Annotated in this window: 20 protein-coding genes and 2 tRNA genes; 15 read left to right on the top strand and 7 right to left on the bottom strand. The window is 54.7% G+C overall.

What is annotated here, in order from left to right; translation table 11 throughout:
- The first annotated feature begins 71 nt into the window (after positions 1-71).
- Together emmdR and MX657_RS14745 are read left to right on the top strand one after the other, a co-directional pair.
- A complete protein-coding gene (emmdR, locus tag MX657_RS14750) occupies positions 72-1,526 on the top strand; it encodes a multidrug efflux MATE transporter EmmdR (RefSeq protein WP_119917268.1) in 1,455 nt (484 codons plus the stop codon).
- 103 nt (positions 1,527-1,629) lie between these two features.
- A tRNA-Asn gene (locus MX657_RS14745) sits at positions 1,630-1,705 on the top strand.
- A gap of 71 nt (positions 1,706-1,776) precedes the next feature.
- On the opposite strand, the gene MX657_RS14740 is transcribed toward MX657_RS14745, so the two are convergent.
- From MX657_RS14740 to shiA, 3 genes are all read right to left on the bottom strand, one after another.
- A complete protein-coding gene (locus MX657_RS14740; RefSeq protein WP_119917267.1) occupies positions 1,777-3,543 on the bottom strand; it encodes an aminopeptidase P family protein in 1,767 nt (588 codons plus the stop codon).
- A gap of 18 nt (positions 3,544-3,561) precedes the next feature.
- A complete protein-coding gene (locus MX657_RS14735) occupies positions 3,562-5,016 on the bottom strand; it encodes an AMP nucleosidase (RefSeq protein ID WP_080329634.1) in 1,455 nt (484 codons plus the stop codon).
- Positions 5,017-5,089: 73 nt separating this feature from the next.
- Positions 5,090-6,403 carry a shikimate transporter gene (gene shiA, locus MX657_RS14730; RefSeq protein WP_080329633.1) on the bottom strand — a complete coding sequence of 438 codons (1,314 nt, stop codon included), beginning with the start codon at positions 6,401-6,403 and terminating at the stop codon, positions 5,090-5,092.
- Between the two features lie 284 nt (positions 6,404-6,687).
- Between shiA and MX657_RS14725 the strand changes: the two genes are divergently transcribed.
- Genes MX657_RS14725 through MX657_RS14700 form a run of 6 tightly spaced genes read left to right on the top strand, consistent with a single transcriptional unit; the run spans position 6,688 to position 13,277 of the window.
- On the top strand, positions 6,688-7,905 hold the full coding sequence (locus tag MX657_RS14725; protein WP_080329632.1) for a multidrug effflux MFS transporter: 1,218 nt from the start codon (positions 6,688-6,690) through the stop codon (positions 7,903-7,905).
- Complete coding sequence (locus tag MX657_RS14720; protein WP_346806071.1) at positions 7,898-8,839, top strand: 3-hydroxy-3-methylglutaryl-CoA lyase; 942 nt, start codon at positions 7,898-7,900, stop codon at positions 8,837-8,839. The genes MX657_RS14725 and MX657_RS14720 overlap by 8 nt, the downstream gene beginning before the upstream one ends.
- Entirely contained in the window at positions 8,836-9,552 is a 717-nt protein-coding gene (locus tag MX657_RS14715; RefSeq protein WP_346806070.1) for an alpha/beta fold hydrolase, read from the top strand. Before MX657_RS14720 ends, MX657_RS14715 begins: the two co-directional genes overlap by 4 nt.
- Positions 9,549-11,711, top strand: coding sequence for an isocitrate/isopropylmalate dehydrogenase family protein (locus MX657_RS14710; RefSeq protein ID WP_346806069.1), 2,163 nt, complete (start codon positions 9,549-9,551; stop codon positions 11,709-11,711). The genes MX657_RS14715 and MX657_RS14710 overlap by 4 nt, the downstream gene beginning before the upstream one ends.
- Positions 11,704-12,387 (top strand): RraA family protein, encoded by a 684-nt coding sequence (locus tag MX657_RS14705; protein WP_322920772.1) that lies wholly within the window; start codon positions 11,704-11,706, stop codon positions 12,385-12,387. Before MX657_RS14710 ends, MX657_RS14705 begins: the two co-directional genes overlap by 8 nt.
- Complete coding sequence (locus tag MX657_RS14700; protein WP_119917262.1) at positions 12,384-13,277, top strand: DUF6282 family protein; 894 nt, start codon at positions 12,384-12,386, stop codon at positions 13,275-13,277. The genes MX657_RS14705 and MX657_RS14700 overlap by 4 nt, the downstream gene beginning before the upstream one ends.
- Here the strand turns inward: MX657_RS14700 and MX657_RS14695 are convergent.
- A complete protein-coding gene (locus tag MX657_RS14695; protein WP_346806068.1) occupies positions 13,243-14,136 on the bottom strand; it encodes a LysR family transcriptional regulator in 894 nt (297 codons plus the stop codon). The two genes, MX657_RS14700 and MX657_RS14695, sit on opposite strands and share 35 nt — an antisense overlap.
- Positions 14,137-14,300: 164 nt before the next feature.
- Here MX657_RS14695 and ldtA point away from each other — a divergent pair, with 164 nt between their 5' ends.
- Positions 14,301-15,197, top strand: a complete 897-nt coding sequence (gene ldtA, locus MX657_RS14690; protein WP_336239492.1) for a L,D-transpeptidase — start codon at positions 14,301-14,303, stop codon at positions 15,195-15,197.
- A 135-nt stretch (positions 15,198-15,332) separates the two neighbouring features.
- Here the strand turns inward: ldtA and MX657_RS14685 are convergent.
- Positions 15,333-15,408, bottom strand: a tRNA-Asn gene (locus MX657_RS14685).
- 321 nt (positions 15,409-15,729) lie between these two features.
- Between MX657_RS14685 and nac the strand changes: the two genes are divergently transcribed.
- Together nac and cbl are read left to right on the top strand one after the other, a co-directional pair.
- Entirely contained in the window at positions 15,730-16,647 is a 918-nt protein-coding gene (gene nac, locus MX657_RS14680) for a nitrogen assimilation transcriptional regulator NAC (RefSeq protein ID WP_346806067.1), read from the top strand.
- 96 nt (positions 16,648-16,743) lie between these two features.
- On the top strand, positions 16,744-17,694 hold the full coding sequence (gene cbl, locus MX657_RS14675; protein WP_119917259.1) for an HTH-type transcriptional regulator Cbl: 951 nt from the start codon (positions 16,744-16,746) through the stop codon (positions 17,692-17,694).
- A gap of 54 nt (positions 17,695-17,748) precedes the next feature.
- Here the strand turns inward: cbl and MX657_RS14670 are convergent, their stop codons facing one another.
- The gene (locus MX657_RS14670; RefSeq protein ID WP_346808562.1) at positions 17,749-18,669 is read right to left on the bottom strand and encodes a LysR family transcriptional regulator; all 921 of its coding nucleotides are present in this window, start codon (positions 18,667-18,669) and stop codon (positions 17,749-17,751) included.
- 142 nt (positions 18,670-18,811) lie between these two features.
- Here MX657_RS14670 and MX657_RS14665 point away from each other — a divergent pair, with 142 nt between their 5' ends.
- The 4 genes from MX657_RS14665 to MX657_RS14650 all read left to right on the top strand — a co-directional run bounded on the left by MX657_RS14665 (position 18,812) and on the right by MX657_RS14650 (position 20,937).
- Entirely contained in the window at positions 18,812-19,201 is a 390-nt protein-coding gene (locus MX657_RS14665) for a RidA family protein (protein WP_346806066.1), read from the top strand.
- Positions 19,202-19,247: 46 nt separating this feature from the next.
- Positions 19,248-20,207, top strand: coding sequence for a quinone oxidoreductase family protein (locus tag MX657_RS14660; RefSeq protein WP_346806065.1), 960 nt, complete (start codon positions 19,248-19,250; stop codon positions 20,205-20,207).
- Positions 20,208-20,346: 139 nt separating this feature from the next.
- Complete coding sequence (locus tag MX657_RS14655; RefSeq protein ID WP_041909206.1) at positions 20,347-20,604, top strand: AbrB/MazE/SpoVT family DNA-binding domain-containing protein; 258 nt, start codon at positions 20,347-20,349, stop codon at positions 20,602-20,604.
- Positions 20,605-20,937, top strand: coding sequence for a type II toxin-antitoxin system PemK/MazF family toxin (locus MX657_RS14650; RefSeq protein ID WP_346806064.1), 333 nt, complete (start codon positions 20,605-20,607; stop codon positions 20,935-20,937). It abuts the gene before it with no gap.
- A 235-nt stretch (positions 20,938-21,172) separates the two neighbouring features.
- Here MX657_RS14650 and MX657_RS14645 read toward each other — a convergent pair whose 3' ends face one another.
- On the bottom strand, positions 21,173-25,078 hold the full coding sequence (locus tag MX657_RS14645; RefSeq protein ID WP_346806063.1) for a hypothetical protein: 3,906 nt from the start codon (positions 25,076-25,078) through the stop codon (positions 21,173-21,175).
- Positions 25,079-25,380 lie beyond the last annotated feature (302 nt).

Raw genomic sequence — 25,380 nt, 5'->3', positions numbered from 1 at the left:
TTGTTGTAATTCCACACATCTTTTTAGGCAAAATACTTTGCAGGATTAGCATTTCTCCCCCATCATTTGAAATGGAGTTTCAACTTTTCTCGCTAAGGTCCATTTTGAACGTCACTGCCCCTCTGCGCCAGGCGATCATGCGCACGCCATGGTACGCAAAACGTAAAAGCTATCGTGTTCTGTTCTGGCGTGAAATCACCCCTCTTGCCGTGCCTATCTTCCTGGAGAATACCTGTGTTCTGCTGATGGGAGTGCTGAGCACCTTCCTGGTGAGCTGGCTGGGGAAAGAGGCTATGGCAGGGGTCGGGCTGGCGGACAGCTTCAACATGGTGGTGATGTCATTCTTTGCCGCCATCGATCTCGGGACGACGGTGGTGGTGGCCTTTAGCCTCGGCAAGCTCGATCCTAAGCGCGCACGCGAGGCAGCTCGCCAGTCGCTGATGATCATGACCCTCTTTTCGATCGTGCTGGCGGCGGTGATCCACTATTTCGGTAAAGAGATTATCGACTTTGTCGCCGGGGAAGCCACGAACGAGGTCAAAGACCTGGCGCTAACCTACCTCGAAATGACGGTCTTAAGCTATCCGGCGGCGGCCATCGCGCTGATTGGCAGCGGCGCGCTGCGTGGGGCGGGCAACACCAAAATACCGCTGCTGATTAACGGCGGGATGAATATCCTGAATATCATCATCAGCAGCGTGCTGATCTACGGCGCATTCTCGTGGGACGGGCTGGGATTCGTCGGGGCAGGGCTGGGGTTAACCATTTCACGCTATATCGGTGCGGCGGCCATCATCGGGGTGCTGATGACGGGCATTACGCCCTCGCTGCGTCTTACGCTTAAGAGCTATTTCCGGCCCTTTAACTTCGCCATTATCTGGGAAGTGATGGGGATTGGTATTCCCGCGAGCATTGAATCCGTGCTGTTTAACGGCGGCAAGCTGCTTACGCAGATGTTCGTTGCCGGAATGGGTACCGACGTCATCGCCGGTAACTTTATTGCCTTCTCCATCGCCTCGCTGATCAACCTGCCGGGTAACGCCCTGGGGTCGGCCTCGACCATCATCACCGGTAAACGGCTCGGGAAAGGGCAGATAGGTCAGGCGGAGCGGCAGCTGCGCCACGTGTTCTGGCTGTCGACGATTGGGCTGACGCTAATCGCCTGGGGCACCGCGCCGTTTGCCGGGCTGATGGCCGCGTTCTATACCCACGAAGAGGATGTGAAAGAGGTGGTGAAGATCCTTATCTGGCTCAACGCCGCCTTTATGCCGATCTGGGCGGCATCCTGGGTATTGCCCGCCGGGCTGAAAGGGGCGCGCGATGCCCGTTTTGCCATGTGGGTGTCCATGCTCGGCATGTGGGGGTGTCGCGTGGTGGCAGGTTATACCCTGGGCGTGGTGCTCGGCTGGGGCGTGGTTGGCGTCTGGCTGGGGATGTTCCTTGACTGGGCCGTGCGCGGGGCGCTGTTCTACTGGCGCATGGTCAGCGGGCGCTGGCTGTGGAAATATCCGCGGCAAAATGCCTGACAATTGCGCGAAGTGGAGAATAAATCGGCAAACGATCGGAAATATGCATTCTGCCTTTGACATCCCGGGGGAGCATCGATAATATGCGCCCCGTTCACACGATTCCTCTGTAGTTCAGTCGGTAGAACGGCGGACTGTTAATCCGTATGTCACTGGTTCGAGTCCAGTCAGAGGAGCCAAATTTAAAAAGCCTGCTTTTAAAGCAGGCTTTTTGCTTTTCTGCGCAAGGTAAATGCCAGACCGCACGAAATTACACGCCAATCGGTGCCGTCGCCGCCTCCAGCCACGCGCGCGCCTCGCTATTCACCCGCGGTGACAGCGCCTCACGCACCTGCTGGTGATACTCATCCAGCCACTGCTTTTCCTGCTCGCTCAACAGATGCAATTCCACCTGGCTCAAATCAATCGGGATCAGCGTCAGCGAGGCAAACCTGCAGAACCCCGGTTGGCTCTCCACAATTTCCACCTGGTTTTCAATACGAATACCGTGGCTATCGCCAAGATAATAGCCCGGCTCGATAGTCATGATATTTCCTGCCGCCAGCGGCCACGGGTTGACCTTTTTGGCGATGCGATGCGGGTTCTCATGGATCAGAAGCTGGTGGCCCACGCCGTGCCCGGTACCGTGATCGTAATCCAGCCCCATCTCCCACAGCGGACGACGCGCGAAAGCATCCAGCTGGTGCCCCTGAGTCCCGGAAGGGAACTGCAGGGTAATTAGCGACAGGAAGCCTCTCAGCACGGCGGTGTAGTGCAGGCGCTGCTGCGGGGGAACATTGCCCCACGCCAGCGTGCGCGTCGCGTCGGTGGTGCCGTTAGCGTACTGACCGCCCGAATCGTTCAGGTAAAAATGGTCATGACCGATGGGCTTATTGCTGGTCTCGCTTGAATGATAGTGGCACATCGCCGCATTGCTCGACGAGGCGGAAATGGTCGCGAAACTCTGCTCGATAAAACCGGGCTGCTGTTTGCGAAATGCCAGCTGCTGTGCCTGCACGTCCAGCTCTGTTAGCGGTTGTCCAGCCGCCGCACGCAGCGGCACTTCGCGGCTCAGCCAGGCCAGGAAGTTGACCCACGCGGCGCCATCCTGGTGATGGCACTCGCGATACCCTTCCAGCTCGACCGGGTTTTTGGTGGCCTTCATCAGGGTGATGGGATCGGTTCGCCAGACAATTTCTCCGCGCGGTTCAATGGCGAAGCGCAGGGCGACAGGCGCGGAATCGGCATCAACCATCACCCGCTTACCTTCAGCAAGCTGCTGACAGCGTTCGATAAAGGTGTCCTGCGGCGCAATCGAGAAGGCGTTCAGAACAGCGTCAGGGAGTTCTGCGAGCTTATTGTCGTTAACAAACCACTCAACGCGACCGTCACGGCCAAGCAGGGCAAAGGAGAGCGGCACCGGACTGGTGGGAATATCTGAGCCGCGCACGTTGAGCAGCCACGCAATGTTATCCGGCAGCGTAACGGCCAGGTAGTCAGCATCGTTCGCGGCCAGCACGGCGGCAACGCGCTGACGTTTGTCCTCACTGGTTTCACCGCTTATCTCTACCGGCATTTCACGGATACGCCCCGCCGGCGCGGCAGGGCGGTCAGTCCATAATGTATCAAACGGTGAGGCATTCAGCGGCACCAGCTCGCACGGCGTGGCAGACAGGTGTTCGAACTCGGAATTCGTCATCAGCAATGGGTCAAAACCGATGCGCGTGCCCGCCTCAACGTTTGCCGTGAGCCAGTCTGCAAGCGGCTCATTGTGCAAATGATGAATTTCAATCTCGTCCATATTGACCTGAACGCGGGCCTGCACCTGATAGCGCCCGTCGACGAACAGCAGCGCTTTGTCCTTCAGTACCAGCGCGACGCCAGCAGAGCCGTCAAAGCCCGTCAGCCAGGCCAGCTTTTCGTCGTACGGCGCGCAGTATTCGCTCTGCCAGGCATCCGCGCGAGGGACGATCGTCCCGTCGAGATGATGGGCTTCCATCCACTGACGCAGGGCGGATAACGGTGATGTTGTGTGCATGGTTTTTCCTTATTGTTATTAGCGGAACGGCGGCTCGTTGAAGGTGCGCAGCTTGCGTGAATGCAGTCGGTCGCCTTCCGCCCGCAGCAAATCAATGGCGCGAATGCCAATCTGAAGATGCTCGGAGATGGCCCCTTCATAGAAGCGGTTGGCCTGGCCCGGCAGCTTAATTTCGCCGTGCAGCGGCTTATCGGACACGCACAGCAGCGTGCCGTAAGGAACGCGGAAGCGATATCCCTGCGCGGCGATGGTGGCGCTCTCCATATCAATCGCCACCGCGCGGCTCAGGTTGAAGCGCAGCGCGGAGGCGGAGTAACGCAGCTCCCAGTTGCGGTCATCCGTCGTCACCACCGTACCGGTACGCAGGCGCTGTTTGACCTCTTCACCCGGCATGCCGCTCACCTCCTTGGTGGCGTCGTAGAGCGCGCGCTGTACTTCGGCGATGCTCGGGATCGGGATGTCCGGCGGCAGTACCGCATCCAGCACGTGGTCGTCGCGCAGATAGGCATGGGCCAGCACGTAGTCGCCAATCAGCTGGCTTTCGCGCAGGCCGCCGCAGTGGCCAATCATCAGCCACACGTCCGGGCGCAGCACCGCCAGATGGTCGCAGATGGTCTTGGCATTTGACGGGCCCACGCCGATGTTGATCAGGGTGATCCCCTGACCGTCGGCGGTGATCAGGTGCCAGGCGGGCATCTGGTGTTTTTTCCACGCCAGGTCGGAGATGGCCTGCTCGGGCGCTTCGGTCTCTGCGGTGATCCAGATCCCGCCCGCGCAGGAGAGGGCGATGTACGGACTGTCCGGATCGAGGATCTGGCTACAGCCCCAGCGGACAAACTCATCCACGTAGCGGGTGTAGTTGGTAAACAGCACAAACGGCTGGAAATGCTCGGCGGGCGTGCCGGTGTAGTGGCGCAGGCGCGCCAGCGAGAAGTCCACGCGGCGAGCGTCAAAGTGCGAAAGTGGCGAAAATTCTGCCGGATGATAAATCCCGTCAGCCGTCTCATCGCCAATCTGCGAAAGCTCGGTCGTCGGGAAGTGGCGGGTCAGCCCCGCGCTCATGGAGCGATCCAGGGTTAACGCTGAACCGTCAATCACGTACGGATATGGGATCTCATGCTGCGAAGGCTCCACGGCAATGTGCGCGCCGTAATCCTGGTACAACAGCGTGAGCTGTTCTTCAAGATAGGGGCGGAACAGTGCAGGGCGGGTGACGGTGGTACTGTAGCAGCCGGAGTGGGTAAAGCGGGCGTAGGCGCGGGTCTTCGGCGTCGTGCTTGCGCTGCCGTCCCAGGTTACAGAGAGCGATGGATAAACAAAAAGGCCCGCGTTTCTGGCCTTTTGATCGGGGAGTTTCCCTGTTTCGATGTATTCGCTAATGGCGCTGCGCAGCGCATTGACGGACTGTTCATACAGCGCGTCGAGTTTTTCCAGCGCCTGAGCCGGGGTCAGGCTGGAGCCCTTATTATTCATCTCTGTCTCCTTGTTCCACAGGTGTGTGACTCTACCCGATAGTATGTCACACGCCTGTGAAACAAAAGGGAGATCAGGCGTGGCTCGACTCTTTCATCAGTAGCGCTGTTGCCGCCGACAGCAGGCAACCCGCCAGCAGATAGATCGCCACGCTGTGCCAGTTTCCGCCGGAGAAGGTGACCAGCGCGGCGGCGATAAACGGCGTAAACCCGCCGCCGACCACGCTTGCCACCTGGTAGCCCACGCCTGCGCCGCTGTAGCGATAGCTGGCCCCGAACAGTTCGGTAAACATCGGCTGCTGCACGCAGACCACCATATCGTGGGCGATGTTAGCGAGCATGATGGCGAAGAAGACAATCCAGAAGACCGACTGTGCCTCCAGCGCCATAAAGAACGGCCAGGCGCTGAGGGTGCCAATCAGCGCCCCGGTGATATAAACCCGGCGACGACCAAACCGGTCTGCCAGCCAGGCGAAGCAGGGGATAGTCAGGCAGCTGATCCCGCCGACCACCAGACCGATATTCAGGAACAGTTCACGCGGCAGACCGAGGTTCTGCGTCGAGTAGTTCAGGGCAAACGCGGTAACGATATACATCGTCAGCAGTTCGCACAGGCGCAGGGCGATAATTTTCAGAAAAGCGCCAGGATGCCGGACGAGGGCTTCCATCACCGGAAGACGTTTTTTGACGGCTGGTTTTTCCTGCTGCTTTTCGAACTCTGCCGACTCCTCCATCCCGTTGCGGATCCACAGCGCGGCAATGACCAGCACAATGCTGAAGATGAACGGAATGCGCCAGCCCCAGCTCAGGAACTGCTCGTCGGTGGTGAGCTGGCTGATTAACGATACCAGCCCGGTGGAAAGGAGCAGGCCCACACCGTACCCGACCTGCACGCCGCTGCTGTAAAACGCTTTCCTGTTTTTCGGCGCGCTCTCGACGGATAACAGCGCCGCGCCGCCCCATTCGCCGCCTACGGCGAAGCCCTGGATGGCGCGCAGCGTCACCAGCAATACCGGCGCCCACCAGCCAATGGCGGAAAACGAAGGGAGTATGCCAATCAGCGCGGTGGCGATCCCCATCATCCAGACGGTGAGCATCAGCATGCGCTTGCGGCCAAGCCGGTCACCGAAGTGGCCAAAGATCACCCCGCCCAGCGGGCGAAAAAGAAAGCCGACGCCGAAGGTGGCAAACGCGGCGAGCGTGCCCATCGCGGGGCTGACCTGAGGGAAGAATTCGCGGTTAAACACCAGCGCGGCGGTGATGCCGTAAAGCAGAAAATCGTACCAGTCGACGACGGCACCCGCGAAGCTGCCGAGGGCGGCGCGGCGGGCACGGTTGAGCGAAGGTGTCTCCTCGTTGGGATGTGTGGAGGTGAGAGTGGAGTCCATAGTTGTCCTGTCTGCACGTATTTTTTAATTATTGGTATAAGAAAAAGTCACTCACATAGCTGCCGTCATATAAACGGAATCTATGAGACTACCGCGACAGGGGGGCTGTGCAAACTGATTTTATTTCCTGATGGTGCCGGGCGGGGCTGGCTGCCCTCACGCATCCGGCAAAACCGTAAAACGTTCGTTTACTAATGTGCAACAGACCGTTTAGTTTATTATTGTTCTCATTGTGAAGCGCTTTCGATAAATTCGTATTACCCCAATTTCTGGTTTATACGAATATGAATAAAACGCTATCTATGCCCCTGGTGGTATTAATTGCATGCCTGTCCGTGGGCGGATTAATTTCTACCGATATCTTTTTACCTGCGCTGAGTGAAATGCAATTATTTTATAAGGTCACCGAGGCGCAAATTCAGGATGCTATCGCCCTGTTTTTATTTGGCGTTGCGTTTTCACAGCTGGTGTATGGGCCGTTAAGCGACAGTCTGGGGAGAAAGAAAACGCTTGTTGCGGGGCTATTAATCTGGCTGGTTTCGACGGTCGGGGTTATTTACTCTACCCATATTAATGAGTTGCTTGTTTTACGCTTATTACAGGGCATCGGCTCCTGCGCCGGTATCACCGTTAGCCGGGCGATTATTAATGACATGTTGGATAAGAAGTCTTCGGCCCAGCTTTATCTTGTCATATTTCCCTTTGTCGGGATGTCACCGGCTATTGCACCCATGATCGGCGGCGTGTTAACCCAACATTTCGGCTGGAAATCCTGTTTTATCTTTTTGACCTTGTTTATTGTGATGACGCTGGGACTGTGTCTCACCGCGTTGCGCGAAACGTTACCGCCTGAAAAAAGGCAAAAGCTGAGCGTGATGGCGGCCATGGTTAATACCCTTGTAGTGTTAAGAAATCGGCAGTTTTTGTTTTATGCCGCCATTCCCTGTTTCGCTTACGCGGCCTATTTTTCCTATATCGTCGAGTCGCCCTTTTTGCTGGGCAAGCTCGGGCTTTCACCGCTTTATATCGGTTACACCTATATTTTGCTTTCCGTAAGCTACGTGGCGGGGAATCTTATCGCTAAAAAAAGATCTCGCCAGGCGGGTATTGAAGAGACCATTCGCCTTGGGTATCGCATTTTTGTCATCGGCGGCATCGTCTTTGCGCTTCAGATGTACTTAAGCCCCGTGCCATTGTTCACCAGCATTATCTCCATCGGCATTCTGACCTTTGGCAATGGCTTCCTGCTGCCGTTGGGTACGGCGTCTGCCATCGCGGCGCATCCGCAGGCGTCAGGTACCGCCTCGGGGGTGATGGGGGCATTGCAGCTTGGCAGCGCAGGGCTCGCAACCTTCCTGATTGGAAAACTCTCAGCCCATGCGCCCGTCATGACCGCGCTGATTATTGCCTGCGTCTGCGCGGTGGGTTTCCTGGTTTATGTTTTTGGTCAATATGGTTTTATGGAATTTGTCTCCAGTAAAGAGAGTAATATCAATGATTAATAATATCGATGTCACATTAAGGGACGGCGGGTATCAAAACAATTTCAGCTTCCCCGTAGACTACGCAATTAAGCATGTGCGCGCACTGGTGGGCAGTGGCGTTGAATGGATAGAAATAGGTTACCGAAACGGTTCGTTTAAACCCATCGCGGATATTGGTTTAACCGGAATGTCTCCCGATAATTATATTCAGGCGATTCATGATGCCGTGCCCGAGGCGAAATTAGTGGTCATTGCCCACCCTCATAATATTACCCGACAGGATATTATTAGCCTGCGAAAAAGCGGCGTTGCGCTGCTGCGGATCTGTATCAAAACCGATAATCCCCAACCCGCGCTGGAAATGTGTGAGGTGGCGAAAGAAAACGGTCTGCATGTGAGTATGAACTTTACGCGAGCCAGCCAAATTAACGCGAAGACGCTTGTTGACGTGGCCTTGCAGTGTGAGAAAGCCGGGGCCGATATTATTTGCATCGCGGATTCTAACGGCAGCTTGCGGCCTGAGCAGACGGCGCGTCTGGTCAACCTGCTTAAATGCACCACGCCGCTTGAGGTGGGATTCCACGCGCACGATAACCTGGGGCTCGCCATGGCCAACTCCATTGAAGCCGTAAAGGCCGGCGCGACCTTTATTGATAGTTCCCTGACCGGGATGGGAAAAGGGGCGGGAAATCTGGCGATGGAAACCTGGCTGTCGCTGTGTAATTTCAACGAAGGCAAAGAGCGTTATCACACGGAGTGGATATTTAATCAGGTGCATCAGCTGGTCTCGAAGGAATTCTACAACGCGTCTTACCGCAGCGTCGTGGATATGATCCTTGGGGTGAAAAATCTCAGCGTCGAAAACCGGAAGATGGTGGAAGAGACGCTGACGACAGAAAGCCAGAGAACCTTCAGCGCAACGGATAACGTGATCACAGGAACGGCAGCATGAAATTACAGGATGCGGTGATACTGGCGCCGGTAATGCCTGCCTGGGACGGCGGAGCGTTTTGCGCTCCGCTGGTGACCTTGCTCGAAGAGAAGGGATTTTCCGTCACGATCGTTGATACGCTGAGCCTGATTACGAACGATGAGCCGCAGAGCGCGATTGACGCACTTTGCCAGAAGCTAAATGCCCAGGCCAAACGCCCCTGGCTGCTGGTGGGGTTTGCGATGGCAGGCACGCTGGTGCAGCTGCTGGCGCACCGTTTACGCGGCGTAGCGGGCGTTATGAGCGTAAGTGCCCCTGGTTTTGCCGATGAGAAATTAACGCAGCGGCTGGTTCGTCTTATCGCACTGCTGGAAAAAGGCGAACTCGGTTCGGCCATGGATAGTCTGCATCACTATGTCCTGCCCGAAGGTCAGCCTGCGCCGCAGGAGAAATTTTCCCTGCCAGATGCAGAGAGAATGGCGGCGATTAAGCGAATGCTCACCGGCTTCTCGCTGCTGTTAAAGATGGACGCCCGCGCGGATATTGCCGCCTATGACGGCAACTACCTGGCGATTGTGGGTGAAAAATCCCAGCTGGCCTCATGGGAAAACCAGACCCACAGCCCACGAACCCAGCACTATTACAAACGCATTCCCGGCGCGGGGATGCGCCCGTGGAATGACAATCCTGCTGCGGTGAATGCGCTGCTCAACGAATGGATCGATACCTTATGAAAAAAAATGTTCTGGTTTTACCGGGAGACGGTATTGGTCAGGAAGTCTGCGATGCCGCGTTGCCCGTTATCGATGCGCTGGATCTTCCCATCAACCTGACCTTTGGGGAAATAGGCTGGTCCTGCTGGGAACGCGAGGGCAATCCTGTTCCGGCCCGCACATGGGAACAAATTGCGGAGGCGGACGCGGTGCTGCTGGGGGCCATCACCAGCAAGGGGAAAGTTCAGGCTCAGGAGGCGCTGCCCGTAGCGCTCCGGCAGAAAGGCATTGAGTATGTTTCACCGGTGATTCAGCTCCGTCAGCGGCTTGGGCTCTATGCCAACATCCGCCCGGTGAAATACGTGACGGGGGATCGACGTCCTTTCCGCTGCTGTGTGATCCGGGAAAACACCGAGGGGCTGTACGCCGGAATGGATTTTAAAGGTGTCGGTGCGAACGTAGCCAGCTGGCTTAAACACCCGAACCTCGAAAAATATGGCCCGCAAGAGGCGGCATGGTCAGTGCGTTTGCAAACGCGCTATGGCCTGGAGCGCCTGTTTCAGACGGCCTTTGACTATGCCCGCCAGCACCACTTTTCACGCGTCACGTTTGCCGATAAACCCAACGTCATGCGCGAAAGCGGCCATTTTGCGGCAACAATTTTTCATGAAGTGGCCGCGCGCTTTCCAGACATTCGGGCGGATATTCATAACGTGGATGCGATCGCCCTCTGGCTGGTGCGTAAGCCTCACGAGTTTGGCGTGATTGTCGCAGAAAATATGTTTGGCGATATCTTGTCGGATCTGGCCGCCGGTGTGATGGGCGGGCTTGGTCTGGCACCCAGCGCCAACATTGGCAGCGAGGTGGCCTATTTTGAACCCGTCCACGGCAGCGCGCCGGGGATGGCGGGGCAGGGAAAAGCCAATCCGTGTGCGATGTTCTACACGATTGCACTCATGCTGGCTTACCTGGGCTTTGAGGCGCAGGCGGAAAAACTGCAGCAGGCTGTCGATCGCGTTGTTCGTGACGGGAAGGTGGCCACCTACGATTTAGGCGGCCAGGCGACAACGGAGGAGATGGCAAAGGCGATTATCGACGCCCTGGTTCAGCCAGCCATCGCGAAAACGGCCAGCGTGATCGCGATTGGTGATGAGCTCCTGTCCGGGCAATGCCTTAACACGAACCAGCAGGCTATCAGCCAATGCCTTGAAAAGGCGCATTATCAGGTCAGATTTCAGGCGACCTGTGCAGACAACATCCCGCAGATAAGCTCGGTGGTGACGGGGCGTATCGGGCAGGACGATCTCATTGTGGTGTGCGGCGGTCTTGGCCCAACCTCCGACGATAAAACCCGTGAGGCGATTGCTCAGGTCCTGAACAAACCGCTGGTACACAACGAAGAGACGTGGAAAACCATTGAGCGCCGTCTCGTGACGTTCGGGGTGAAAAACGATCCTTCAAACCGTCTTCAGGCACGTTTCCCGGAAGGCGCATCCATTCTGGATAACGCTTCCGGTACTGCTCCTGGGTTCAGCGCATGCGTGGCGGGTAGCCAGCTGGTGGTTCTGCCGGGGCCGCCTTCCCAGGCGTTACCGATGCTGGAAGAGACGCTGGCAAACAGCGTGGAAGCCGGGCCTGAAAGGCAAAAGCACAGCTGGACCCTGCTCGGCATCAGCGAGAGCGAGGTCGGTTCTATCGTCAGCGCGCTGGTCACCTCCAGGGACTGGGACAGTCATTTCTTATGGAAAAGTCCTTACGTCATTGTTCAGATTGAGACGCCTGAGCATCGGCCTCTGCCGCTTTCGGTGAGGCAAAGTCTGGACAGGGCGCTGCGTCCTTATCTGGTGAGTAAACGGAATAAAACGGCGGGAGAAATACTGCGGGGGGCGTGCAGTATCTGCTGGCATACGCCGGATGCAGACCTCCCGGCGTATTTGCCCGCCGGAGCCCTGTCCCGAAAGGGAGAGCCGACGGTCAGGATGGAGGTGACGGTCAGCCCTTCGCTTTCCGAGCTTCTGAACAGCGAAGCCCATCTGGGGAAAATGACCCTTTCGGTCCGTCATCAGAATGGTCAGGCGCATCAGATGACGTTTCCGATGAACAGAATACTGCTCGCGCAAACCCTGCCGGAATATGCCGCCTGGTGCGCCTTAAAAACCCTGACAACACAACATGGATAATTCGACAATGACGATTCACCCGACGCTTCAGTCGCGCCTGCTGGCGCTGGATACGGCAGCCATTTCGGATGCGCTGGACAGTTTATACATTGCGGGAGGCCTTGCGGGCATAAAGCTGCAGGCCGGGGGCAGAAAGCTGGCAGGGCCTGCCTGGACCGTCAAATATGAAGCCTGCGTGGCGGAGAAAAATCAGTTTATGAATGCCGGGAACTATATCGATCAGGTTCCGGCTGGCGCGGTCATCGTTGTGGACAATGGCGGCCGTACGGACTGCACCAGCTGGGGCAATATTCTGACCACCAAAGCCGTGCTTAAAGGCATCGCAGGGTCCGTCATCTACGGCTCAGCCAGGGACATTGCAGACATTCGTCAGATGAATTACCCACTGTACGCCAGCAATATCTATATGGTTTCCGGCAAGAACCGGGCGCGGGTCACTGCGGTGCAGTGTGCGCTGCAGATTGAAGGGGTGACGGTCTGCCCCGGCGACTGGATTTTCGGCGATGAGAATGGCGTTCTGGCGATCCCCGCTGAACATCTGGAGGAGGTGATCCGTCGGGCAGAAAACGTTGAGAAGACGGAGCGTGAAATCATCAACGCAGTGCGTGAAGGCACCTCGCTCGACGTCGCCCGACAAACGCTTGGCTACCACGTTCCCTGGGAAGCAAAAGCATGACACGCCCGTTTTTTGACTACTGGGCGTCTCGCTTGCGCTTTCTGGACGTGCACTATCACGCGCGCCCGGACAGCTATCAGCGGCGTTATTCTGCCATGGAGGCCGGAGAGCGTTACGCACAGCTTCAGGGGGGCGTGGTGCTTAAGAACCACCTGGGGAGCGTCAGCGCGCTGGCATCGGCAATGCAGGAGAGGGGGCTGCCCGTCTTTGGCTCGGTCGTGCTGAATGCGGCCGCCGGGGGAATAAACCTTAACGTTGTCCGCCAGGCGCTGAGTCAGTATCAGTTTGACGGCGCGCCCAGGCTGCTCGTGCATTTGCCAACCGTGGTTCCAACGACGCATAAAAGCGGGTTATCCCGGACGTTCAGTAACGAGTACGCCCGGCATTTTGCCGGGCAGCCGCTCTCGATTGCGGACGATGAGGGTGAATTACGTTCTGGTGTAAAAACGCTCATCCATTTTGCCCGGCATCATGACGTTGTGCTCTCTTCAGGACATGCGACGAAAGACCAAACGCTGCGTCTGATTGAGGCCGTTGAGCGCGTGGGCGGCTGCAGGCTGATGCTGAACCAGCCTGCGAATCCGATGACGGGATTTACCGCCCGGGAACTGCGCGCGCTCGGCGAACACGAGTGGCTCTTTGTTGAGCAGTGCGCCCTGACGGTCTACTTAGGCTATCAGCCCCTCGACGATCTCTATGAGGTACTGACGGGAGTGCATAACCTGGTTTACAGCTCGGATCTGGGCCAGCCGGGCCAGCCTGACATTGATGAGTGGCTGGAGGACAGCCACCGCTGGTTCAGAGAGGCCGGGCTGGGGGAGGCACGCATTGATGAGATCACGCGGCTGAACCCGCTCAGGATGCTGGCGCCGGGGCCGTTGCCAGGTTAAGCGTGCGGAGGAAATCAATAAATGCCTGTTCCTTAGGTGAGGGGTGAGGATTGATATGCACCACATACATGGGAAGAGGAGCAGGCATATAGGCATCAAGGGCGGTGATGATTTCTCCTGATTCCATTCCCGCTCGCACGGTGAATTCCGGCAGGTAACAGATCCCCAGCCCATGATGCACCATATTGCACAGGTCGAGGCTGTTACTCACTCTGGAAACGTAATGAGGGCGGATCTCAACCAGTTCATCGTCGATGATAAACTTCCAGCTGCGTCGATGGTTATCGAAATGCAGAAGGCAGGTATGCTGGCGCAGCTCATCAGGATGTTGCGGAATGCCGTGCTGCTGCGCGTAGCTTCGCGAAAGACAGGTATATTTTCGCCAGTAGCCAATCAGGGTGTAATAAAGGTTGCTGTCGGGGAGCGGCCCGCACTGAAGCGCCAGATCGAAGCCGTGGCTGAACAGCTCCATACAGTGATTTCCGGTCACGATATCCAGCTTCAAATTTGGATAACGCGCCAGGAAGGCGCCGAGGTGCGGAATAACGTGCTGGTTGCTGATTGAATGGGGGATCCCCACCTTGAGATTACCGCCAATTTCGTTACTGAGGCTTTTGACATCCCTGAGACAGGACTCATATTCATCAATAATGAGCAGGCAGCGTTGATAAAATTGCTCACCGGCCGTCGTCAGAGAAATGCGACGCGAATTGCGTTTAATAAGCTGCGCGTTTACCTCGCTTTCCAGCTTTTCAATTCTGCGGCTTATCATGGCCGGAGAGAGTTTCATGGCCATCGCGGCGGCGCGGAACCCCTGACACTCTACGACCATTCTGAAGGCTTTCATATTTTCCAGCATTGTGTCCTCCTGACCCGGTCTGGTATCGCTATTCTCGCATTATTTCATCAGCATGTTGTGCTGGTTTTTCTGACAAAGCGTTATCGCCACGTGACTATTCTGACAAATTTCGCAGCGGGCAGTTATAGTTAGCCTGTGACCATCCGGTTTATCGCAGGGAAACTATGATTCGCTTATTCTCGCTCGCGCTAATGCTTGCTGCCGTAACGCCCGGTGCACTGGCCGTTACGTATCCACTTCCGCCTGAAGGCAGTCGTCTTGTCGGTGCTCCTGTTACGGTTGTGGTTCCCGAGGGAAATACCCGGCCACTGGAGTATTATGCCGCTCAGCACGGGCAGGGGCTGAGCAACCTGCTGGAAGCGAACCCGGGCGTGGATCCTTTTCTGCCAAAAGCCGGAACGACCTTAACCATTCCCCAGCAGCTGATTTTGCCCGACACCGTTCGCGAGGGGATCGTTGTTAACGTGGCGGAAATGCGCCTCTACTATTATCCGCCGGGCAGCAATACCGTGGAAGTGTTGCCCATCGGCATCGGTCAGGCCGGTCGCGAAACCCCGCGTAACTGGGTGACGGCCGTTGAGCGCAAGCAGGAGGGGCCAACCTGGTCTCCGACGCCGAATACGCGCCGCGCCTATGCGGCAGAGGGGAAAACGCTTCCGGCATTCGTGCCCGCCGGGCCGGATAACCCGATGGGGCTGTATGCGATTTATATCGGCAGGCTGTATGCCATTCACGGCACAAACTCCAATTTCGGCATCGGGCTGCGGGTGAGCCAGGGCTGTATCCGTCTGCGTAACAACGACATTAAATATCTTTTCGATAACGTTCCCGTGGGAACCCGCGTGCAGCTTATCGATCGGCCCGTTAAAGTCACTACCGAGCCGGACGGCAGCCGCTGGGTGGAGGTTCATGAGCCATTATCACGTAACCGCGCGGAGTTTGAATCGACCCGAAAAGTGCCTCTGCCGATACCGGCCGTACAGCGAACGCAGTTGATAAACGAGGGCGCGGGTGCGGAACTGGAACGTCGGTCGGGAATGCCGGTTAAGATAGGCATGTGAAGCCCTTTTCGCCCGGTGGCGCTGCGCTTACCGGGCCTACAATCCCGTAGGTCGGGTAAGGCGAAGCCGCCACCCGACAATTTTACCCGATGCAGAAAAGCAAAAAGCCTGCTTTAAAAGCAGGCTTTTCAAATTTGGCTCCTCTGACTGGACTCGAACCAGTGACATACGGATTAACAGTCCGCCGTTCTACCGACTGAACTACAGAGGAATCGTGTGAACGGGGCGCATATTATCGACCTGCGTTCGCCTTGTCAAAGGGTGGATCACCGCCTTTTGATCGTTTGCTGACAAAATCGGCAAAGTGATGTTTTTGACAGCGAAAATGCACCGTCATGGTGCGGATATACCTCTAATGGGGCAGATCGTAATCTGCTGTTTCAGTAATAAAACCACGCCCTGTGATTAGGTTTCCTTATTTTCAGGCGTTTAGCGAACAATTCAGACCACCCGGTAAAAGTGGCATCCATATTGCAAAACCTGTTCAACAACGACAGCCGGTTCCGGCAAAGCATTTCGAACAGGGGGCAAAATGAACTTAAGACGACTGAAATACTTCGTAAAAATCGTCGATATCGGCAGCCTGACTCAAGCAGCAGAAGTGCTGCATATCGCGCAGCCTGCGCTGAGCCAGCAGGTGGCTACTCTGGAAGGCGAGATGGATCAGCAATTACTGATCCGCACTAAACGCGGCGTGACGCCAACGGAAGCGGGTAAAATTCTGTATACCCATGCCCGTACTATCCTGCGCCAGTGCGAGCAGGCGCAGCTGGCGGTGAGCAACGTAGGACAGACCCTGAGCGGGCATGTGTCCATCGGCCTGGCGCCGGGAACGGCGGCGTCCTCTATCACCATGCCGCTGCTGCAGGCCGTGCGCGCTGAGCTGCCGGAAGTGCTGGTCTATCTGCACGAAAACAGCGGTTCGGTACTGAACGACAAACTGCTTAACGGCCAGCTGGACATGGCGGTCCTGTACGATCGCTCCCCGGTCGCCGGGATCACCAGCCAGCCGCTGCTGAAAGAAGATCTCTACCTCGTTGGCACCCGCGATTGTCCGGGGCAAAGCGTAGACCTCACCGCCGTGGCAGAGATGAACCTCTTCCTGCCGCGCGACTACAGCGCCGTGCGCGTGCGTGTGGATGAAGCGTTCTCACTGCGACGCCTCACGGCCAAAATCATCGGTGAAATTGACTCGATCTCCACTCTGACCGCAGCCATCGCCAGCGGAATGGGCGTCACCGTACTGCCGGAATCCGCAGCCCGCTCGCTGTGCAGCGCGGCGAACGGCTGGATGGCGCGCATCACCACGCCGTCCATGAGCCTGCCGCTGTCGCTGAACATGTCCGCACGCGGCTCGCTGTCGCCGCAGGCGCAGGCGGTTAAAGAGATTTTAATGTCGCTGGTCAGCAAGCCATCGCTTGAGAACCGTGAACTGCAGCTCGTGAGCTGATATTCCATAAAAGCATAAGATGCTGGTTTTTATTATTTGTTCTGCAGCACAGCTGACTCTAACAATAGCGTTATGTCAGATGCGCCGGAGTGAACCGTGAATTTCCAGCAACTTAAAATTATCCGTGAGGCGGCCAGGCGGGACTACAACCTGACCGAGGTCGCCAATATGCTTTATACCTCTCAGTCCGGCGTCAGCCGCCATATCCGCGAGCTGGAAGAGGAGCTGGGCATCGAAATTTTTATCCGTCGCGGCAAGCGCCTGCTTGGCATGACGGAGCCCGGTAAAGCGTTGCTCACCATCGCTGAGCGGATCCTCAACGAGGCCAGCAACGTGCGTCGTCTGGCCGATCTCTTTACCAACGATGCCTCCGGCGTGCTCACCATCGCGACCACCCACACCCAGGCGCGCTACAGCCTGCCGCCGGTAATCAAAGCCTTCCGCGAAATTTTCCCCGACGTCCGTCTGGAGCTTATCCAGGGCACGCCCCAGGAGATTGAAGTGCTGCTGCAAAGCGGTGGGGCGGACATCGGCATTGCCAGCGAACGCCTGAGCAACGACCCGCTGCTGGTGGCTTTCCCCTGGTTCCGCTGGTACCACAGCCTGTTGCTCCCACTCGATCATCCGCTAAATCAGGTTTCACCGCTGACGCTGGAAGCGATCGCGAAATGGCCGCTGATTACGTATCGCCAGGGCATTACCGGGCGCTCGCGCATAGACGAGGCCTTCAACCGCAAAGGGCTAACGCCGGACGTGGTGCTGAGCGCGCAGGATTCTGATGTCATCAAAACCTACGTCGAGCTTGGGCTGGGCATTGGCCTGGTGGCGGAGCAGTCCAGCGGTGAACGCGAGGACGGGAGCCTGGTGCGCCTGGATACGCGGCATCTGTTTGACGCCAATACCGTCTGGCTCGGCCTCAAGCGCGGGCAGCTGCAGCGTAACTATGTGTGGCGCTTTATCGAGTTGTGCAATGCAGGGCTGTCGGTGGACGAGATCAAACGTCAGGTAATGGAGCCGGAAGAAGTGGCGATTGATTATCAGATTTAGATGCTGGCTTGCCCGTTAGCGCTGCGCTGGCCGAATCAGGGGGCAGGGATGTCGTCACTTATTGTAAGTGGTGGGGACATGCTGCTGCATCAACTCAACGATCCAGTCAATAAAAACGCGCAGCCTTGCGTTGACATGACGGTTCGGCGGAAATGCCAGGTAAAGGGGCATTGGAGCAATACGCCAGCGTTCAAATAGCGGAATCAAGTCACCACGAGCCTGATGTGCTGCCGCCATATAGGCTGGCAGCGCAATCACGCCTAATCCCGCGAGCCCAGCTTCGAGGTAAGCATTGCCATCATCCACTGCCAGCACATAGCTGCCCGCAATTTCAATACGTTCACTCTCACAGCGCAGTACCAGAGGATCAATCTTACCGGTGCGTGAGGACAAGAATCCCACGATGCGATGGGCCGTATTTTCCAGCTCTCGCGGATGCGCAGGGGCGCCAAGGCGTTCCACATAGCTCGGTGCGACGTAAACCCCGCTTTGCAAATCGCCGACATGGCGCGCGATCAGGGACTGGTCATTGATTTCGCCGCCCCGCAGGACGCAATCCACGTTGTCGCCGATCAGATCCACTACCCGGTCACTCACGCCCATGTCGAACTGGATATCAGGGTAGCGCGCGTGAAAAGCCGGTAGCGCGGGAACCAGCACCAGGCGGGCGAGAGGAGTGGGCACATCTACCCGTAGCCGTCCCCGGGGCGTCATCGCCGCACTGGACAGGCTGTTTTCAGCATCTTCCATGTCCGCCAGCAGACGGATGACGCGCTCGTAGTAGACCGCGCCATCAGGCGTGACGCCGAGCCTGCGGGTGGTGCGATGGAGCAGCTTGACGCGCAGACGCGCTTCCAGCTGCTGAATAAGCTGCGTCACCGTGGTTTTGCTCATATGAAGCGTTTGGGCAGCCTTTGTGAAGCTGCCTGCCTCCACCACGCGAGCAAAGGCGCGCATCGCATCAAAACGATCCATCCCTTGTCCTCTCTTTTCACCGATTGTTTGGATATTACAAACAACGATGGACAAAGTCGCTTGTTTATCCGCCGGATCGGGCACCTGTAAAGTGTCTTTATGTTCACCGGGCAGATTTCGCCCCCATTGCAAAGGTACAAACATGACAACACGCGAAGCCGTTTTTCCCTTCGGACGCCAGGCGCTCTATGAGCGCAATCGGTATTCACCCGCCATCAAATCTAACGGCTTCCTGTTTGTTTCGGGGCAGGTGGGTAGCCGGGAAGATGGTTCGCCTGAGCCCGATCTAAAAGCGCAGATCCGGCTGGCGTTCGATAATCTTAATGCTGTTCTCACGGCTGCGGGCTGTACGTTCGATGACGTGGTTGACGTTACCCTTTTTGTCGTCGATCCCGAGTCAAACCTCGACGCTATCTGGAATGTCCTGCCAGAATATTGGGGGGAAGCGCCTTACCCAACGTTGACCGGGATCGGCGTGACGTGGCTGTACGGATTCCAGTTTGAGATTAAGGTGATTGCCAGGCTACCCTGAGCGTTACGGGTCTTTCCGACGGTCAAAACAAGACAGAGGAAAATTTATGAAGGCAGCGGTTTATGACGTGGAAGGCGCTCCCGGCGTCCTGCAGTATGTCGATGTTCCGGATCCGGTCGCAGGGTCTGACGATGTCCTGATTTCTGTCGAGGCTATCTCGATTGAAGGGGGAGATCTGATTAACCGCCGCTCAACTCCGCCGCCTTTTCCTTCATGGATCGTCGGCTACGCGGCCGCGGGCACGGTTGTTGCCGTCGGGTCAAAAGTCCGTAGCCGCAGGGTGGGAGACAGAGTGACTGCTTTTAGCATGCAGGGATCGCATGCGGAACGTTGGGCTGTGCCTGCGGAACGAACCTGGCTTATACCCGACGGGGTGGATGCAGCAGAAGCGGCGGTGGCACCGATCTCCTTTGGAACAGCACATTATTGCCTCTTCACACGAGGCATGCTCCGGCACGGAGAAACCGTTCTGATTCAGGCAGCAGCGGGTGGCGTGGGGCTCGCGGCGGTTCAGCTTGCCTCACAAGCTGGTGCGACGGTCATCGCCGTGGCAAGCGGAACGCAGCGAAGCAGCCGGTTGCTTGAACTGGGTGCCGCTCATGTCGTGGATCGTGTAGAGAATAACGTCGTGGACAGTGTCCGGGAGTACACCCATGGCACCGGTGTTGACCTCGTCATCGATCCGGTGGGGACAACGTTGCCTGACTCGCTTGCTGCACTCGCGCCGGAAGGACGTCTCGTTTTCGTTGGTAATGCGGGCGGTGGCAGCCTGACAGCCGACTTATGGACGGCAATGCAGTCTAACCAGACGCTCATGGGGGTATTCATGGGACCCCTTTTTGAAAGGTCTGAGGTTCGGGCAAGCGTGGACGAGATATTGCAGGCTATAGCAGCAGGGCGCATCCGGGTTGTTATTGACCGCATCTTCCCTCTGACTGACGCCGCCGCGGCCCACGAATACGCCGAGACAGCGAAACCGCTTGGCCGCATCGTTATGAAGCCTTGAGATAGGGGGGGCTCAATCTGGCCCCGACACAGCTCCGATCCGGAAGCCGCCTCGCATTTCGTTTATCCAATCCGCCATAATCCTTTGAACTGCAAAATCTATGGATGTTATATTAAAATATAATATTTGGAGGTGCGCTATGTATAAAACTCGCCTGAAAAAGGTCGGCGGATCCATCATGTTGGCGGTTCCTCCCGCCGTGCTGAAAACGCTGGAGCTGTCGACGGACAGCGAAGTTGGTATGACCATTAACAATGGCTGCCTGATTATCGAACCCCAGAAACGGCCTCATTATTCGCTTGAGGAGCTGCTGGCGCAGTGCGATCCGCATGCTGAAATGAGCGAAGAGGATCGAGAGTGGATTGATGCGCCTGCGGTGGGCAAGGAGATCCTGTAAATGGACAGAGGGGAAATCTGGCTTGTTTCACTGGATCCAATTGCTGGCCACGAGCAAAGTGGAAAACGTCCGGTTCTCATCGTATCGAAGGCATCGTTTAACAAGCTGACCCGGCTACCGGTAGTGGTTCCTATCACCAGCGGCGGAAACTTTGCACGTACAGCCGGTTTCACCGTTTCACTGGAAGGGGTGGGGACAAAAACAACGGGCGTTATTCGCTGCGACCAGCCCAGAACCGTTGATATGGCTGCCCGGAACGGCATACGGCTGGAACGCATACCTGACGCCGTTGTAAATGAAGTGCTTGCCAGGCTGGATGCGATTCTGAGTTAACATCAGAGACGCAGAAAAGCAAAAAGCCTGCTTCAAAAGCAGGCTTTTCAAATTTGGCTCCTCTGACTGGTATCGCCTTTGCCAGTAACTGGCTAATAAAAAGCTAAACCTTAATCAGCTACCCGTCAAGACCATCAGAATGACCACTACTTTTTAACAAACTTTTATGCGAGTGGTAAATGCCTGATCTCACACTTGTGCTGATATAGGATATTTATGTTCGATGTAACTCATGTTAATGTTTACTGCGCCGTGCAACATCTAAAACGAAAACATCAATTAAACCACGGAGATCGGCCTGTAATACTGCTTCAATACTAATTTTAAGTTCCTGAGCTGTTTTAATTCCGTGGGCTTTGCGGCCAGCAACGGTTTCGCTTTCTCCAAACCATATGACAAGAAAGATTCCTTGCTGTTCGGCATCAGGGTGAATGGAATAACGGTCATAGAGTTGAGCTGAAGCGGCAGAATATAACTCTCTGTGCCACTGACCTTTGACTTCCGTAACCAGCAACCGTCTTCTTCCGCCAATTAATTTAGATGCTGTGAAATCACTCCTGTTTTTCCCTTTCAACTGATGCTCTGAAGTTATCGCGATGCCCTGAGGCTGAAGTCTTAAATTCAGACGTTCTGCAATAATCTCTGTGGATTTTTCCTCATCAAGACGGTCATTTTTCTCATAGAAGCGATCTACGGAGTTAAATTCTCCACCATCAATCGCTTTCTGGAAATCAGTAAGCTCCTGAATCACTAACTGACGAAGGCCTTCAACAGTAACGACTGAGTCATAATCTAGGCGTTGGACTATCTCGTCCGGCGTCGGTGGTTCAAAATCACTGAGCGCTTTTTTTCTTAGCTGATCGGCCTTTATGCTTTGCAATTCCTTGTGTAGATTGGTGATACGGGGATCATTAAGAAGGCGGTCCAGCACCGGTATTGCATCATCGGGAGTGTCCGAGTTAATTGACCAAATCAAATCAGTCAAAAAGCGGTAGGCTTTCTCTTCTCTAGGGCTATCACTATCCCAACTATCAGGCAGATCAACATGCGGCCAGTGTTTAATGAACGCGTCTAAAATGGCTTCAATTTTAATTGAGGTAAGCTCCGGCCAGGCACGGTGTTCGCTTCGGCTCATGCGCCCGGAACGTTCATAAAAATGCAGTAAATTATCTTTATCAGATTTTAGCCATGCCCAATAAGTAGCCGTAATATTCTCTAGAAAGTAATATTCACGTACCAGCCAGAATATTCGCTTGCGTTCAATATCCTCATTTTCTGTCGGATTAGGCCAGCCTGACATTATATCTGAGCAACGCTCTGTAATAATCTCGTTTAAATCCTCACGATCGCCGTATTGAGCAGCAATTTCAAAAAGTGTATCTACTGAGTTAAGGGATAAATCAGTAAAACGATGAAGCCATTCAATGGAAAGTTTAGCGCGTGACTGACTAAAAACCTCTTCTCCGCTTAACATCCAGATTTCAGGGTGAGGGCATGGCTGGGCGAGTTGGGGTTCAACGTACTGTCGGAGATATTTTTCAGCACTTTCACTATCAGGAAAAATGAGGCGGTCGATTTCAGTCTGTAGCGCATCACGTTCTTCCGTCGAAACTGAGTTGTATCCCATGTGAATGTTAGTTCTTAAGGCTGTAAGTAACTCAATATTGACGCATTCAAGATGGCCTTCTGCACGTAGAATCTCCAGACAGGCGGCATATAAAATCATCACAGAATGTCTGCATTTGGATTCGCATTGCAGGGCCGCCAGTTCGTGAAGGGTGGGAACCTCGGGAGTAATAAAATCCAGACAATTTCTTAACGCAGTCCGAACCAGTTTCTCGTCACCAAACTCTAATTCAATTCTTTCCGGATGCATGAGCACAAGTTCTGCAAAACGCACCAGACAACCCCAGTGACGACCACATTCTACAATCTCTCTGTTTTCATTAACGAATTTTATGTTTCTGGCGTGGATCTCCCGTTGCTTTCGGTCATGGCGTTTCATGCTTCGGCTATGTCTGCATCTCCAAACCTGATGCTCTTGTTCGGATAATTTCATCGCATTATTGAATCGGGCCCATTCACGCATAAATGCGGGTTTGGAAAGGGCATGCTGACGCATTTGTGCCCGCAAATCATCTGGGCCTTGCTCTTCCCTGTTTTTGTAACGTTGATGGTTGACAAGGAAACTCGCCCACAGGTCAACGTTATTTGTTTCAAAAGCCAGATTAAGGATAAATTTATAGTCATTCCTCCATAAATTCAGACCTGAATGTGAGTGCAAATGTCCGTCGAATTTTTCTACTCTTATGTTGAATATCTGTTTACGATCCGTTAATGGCCCGAATACATAGGCAATGATCCCCTGACGAAGCGTTTCATTTTCCCGAAGCACCTGTACCGATTTGCTTTGATCGGGTTGGCATTGGCGATGAAAATTGAGATTACCTATCCATTGCCAGATCCTCACAGGATCAAACGGTGCTTGAACCTGTTCAAAATAGCGATCGGCCATTGAACCGACGATCTTGCTTATTCCATTGCGACAATCACACTCATAGGATTTTTTCCCACAGTGGCAATGAAGATTATAGGTTAATTCGTCCAGAAGAAGTTCAAGAGTATTTAGTGAAAAACAGGAGATTAGCTTTTTAATAAAATAACGAGTGCCTACAACTCTTTCAAATTGTGCTTTGTGATCGGGATAGAGGTTCGTACAGACTCGTAAGAATCCAGAGAGATATGTGTGGTTAAATTTTTCTGGCCCTGTGACTTCGATGACGTTGGCTGCAATATTAAGTGAAATATTACTGGCTTCAAAAATCAAAACGGCTAAAGCACCAATGAAATCGTATTCTTTGACATTAAGTAAGCATCTGCTTGCTAATGTACGAATATGTTCAGACTCGTCGGGATTTAAAGTAAGCAGGCTTAATTCAGGTTCCAACTGACAATTAACCGGAGAGTCTGCCAGAAGTTCTAAAATCAAGCCACGTAAATGACCTTCATTGCTCATTGTTAAAAGTGGTTTTATTTCTTCAACAACGTCTTGTGTGAAAAAACCAGCCGCGCTGAACCGGCGCCAGAAATCGTTCCGACGGAAGTAAGGGTCAGCGGCTTCAATCTCTTTGAGTCGATGAAGAAGTTGTCGTTTCGATGAGCGTTCAAGCTGCGATGGATCGCCGTTTGCGAGTACCGCATAGGCGTCAAGCTCAATAATAGCTCCCTGTACCGAGCTGTTGCCTAATGCCGCCATCCATCCGAGCAGACCTCTCAACTCATCTCTGGCAATACCGTTCGGTGCAATAACAGGCAAGCACTTTGATAAAGTGAGGACATCCACAGGATCGACTATTCGTTTAATGAGATAATCCGCTGCGCAGTATTCAGCGACGATCTTGTGGACCGGGCGGTGCTGGTCTTCCTTATCGCCGGGCTTGAAAAGCTGCGTTGACAATATGTCGTAACAGGCTGTAGTGCCGCTAAACAACGCTGGCAGCATGGGATACATCCGGCTTGCAGTCGCATCGGTGGTGCTGACTCCCTCTGCGCCCGACAACAGAAGTTTGGCATAAACCTCGGCAGAAAATGAAATCTTCTGCGCAACTGAAAGTGATACAGAGGCTTTCGGGATATTTGGGTTAGCTTCCTTAGCCAGTCGTTCGACCGCTAAAGAAAAGATTGAACGTTTGTCAGCAAATCGCCTGCCACTTTCTAAATAGGCATCGGTGAACATTTTCAGAAACTGAGGGTTTGGTAACAACATGTCTAAACTAAACCGTGTTACTTCGGTCTGGAATGCAAAGAAGTCTTCTTCTGGCGCATGGTGCTTAAAGATGGCGTGTTGTTCGTCTTGATCGAACTCTCTCAGCCTTACAACCATCGGGGAGAAACCAAGAAATTTTTCAAAAATACTGGTAGAAGCCTGTCCCCATTCGCTTGATCTGCTCGACATGATTACGCGAGTCGGGGTTGATGTTCTGGCGAGAGCAAGGAGCTTATGAATACCTGATTGATCGATCCTGGCGACCTCATCAACGGCGTCAATTATCAGCGGGCTATTTTCTTTATCTGCTCCCATGTAGGCAAATACACTGGCATTTAAGACAGAAGTGTTCAGTTTCTGAGCAAGACTCTTCATCAGCTCCGTTTTCCCGCCACCGGGTTCTGCTAACACAACAATGTGCGTTGATGCAGCCAGCAACTCTGTCTCTGTGTACGCCCTGTCACCGTGCGTAAAATTACGTTCAAGATAGAAAGTTGGATTCATAGTTATAAGATACTTCGCGTTGAATAGCCCAAATATTCCAGCAGAAAGGAAAGCTGCACCTGAGTTTTCTTGCTTATATCAGAGATAGTACGGCATTTTTTGTTTATTTGGGGGCTGATTTATTAAATGCAGGATACATTATGCAACTTATTGACATTAATCACATTTCGCAA

Origin of the sequence: Enterobacter chuandaensis (assembly GCF_039718975.1) — a bacterium.
GTDB classification, from domain to species: Bacteria; Pseudomonadota; Gammaproteobacteria; order Enterobacterales; family Enterobacteriaceae; genus Enterobacter; species Enterobacter chuandaensis.
The sequence above is the reverse complement of the archived record's forward strand: the minus strand, read 5'-3'. Positions and strand labels throughout refer to the sequence as shown.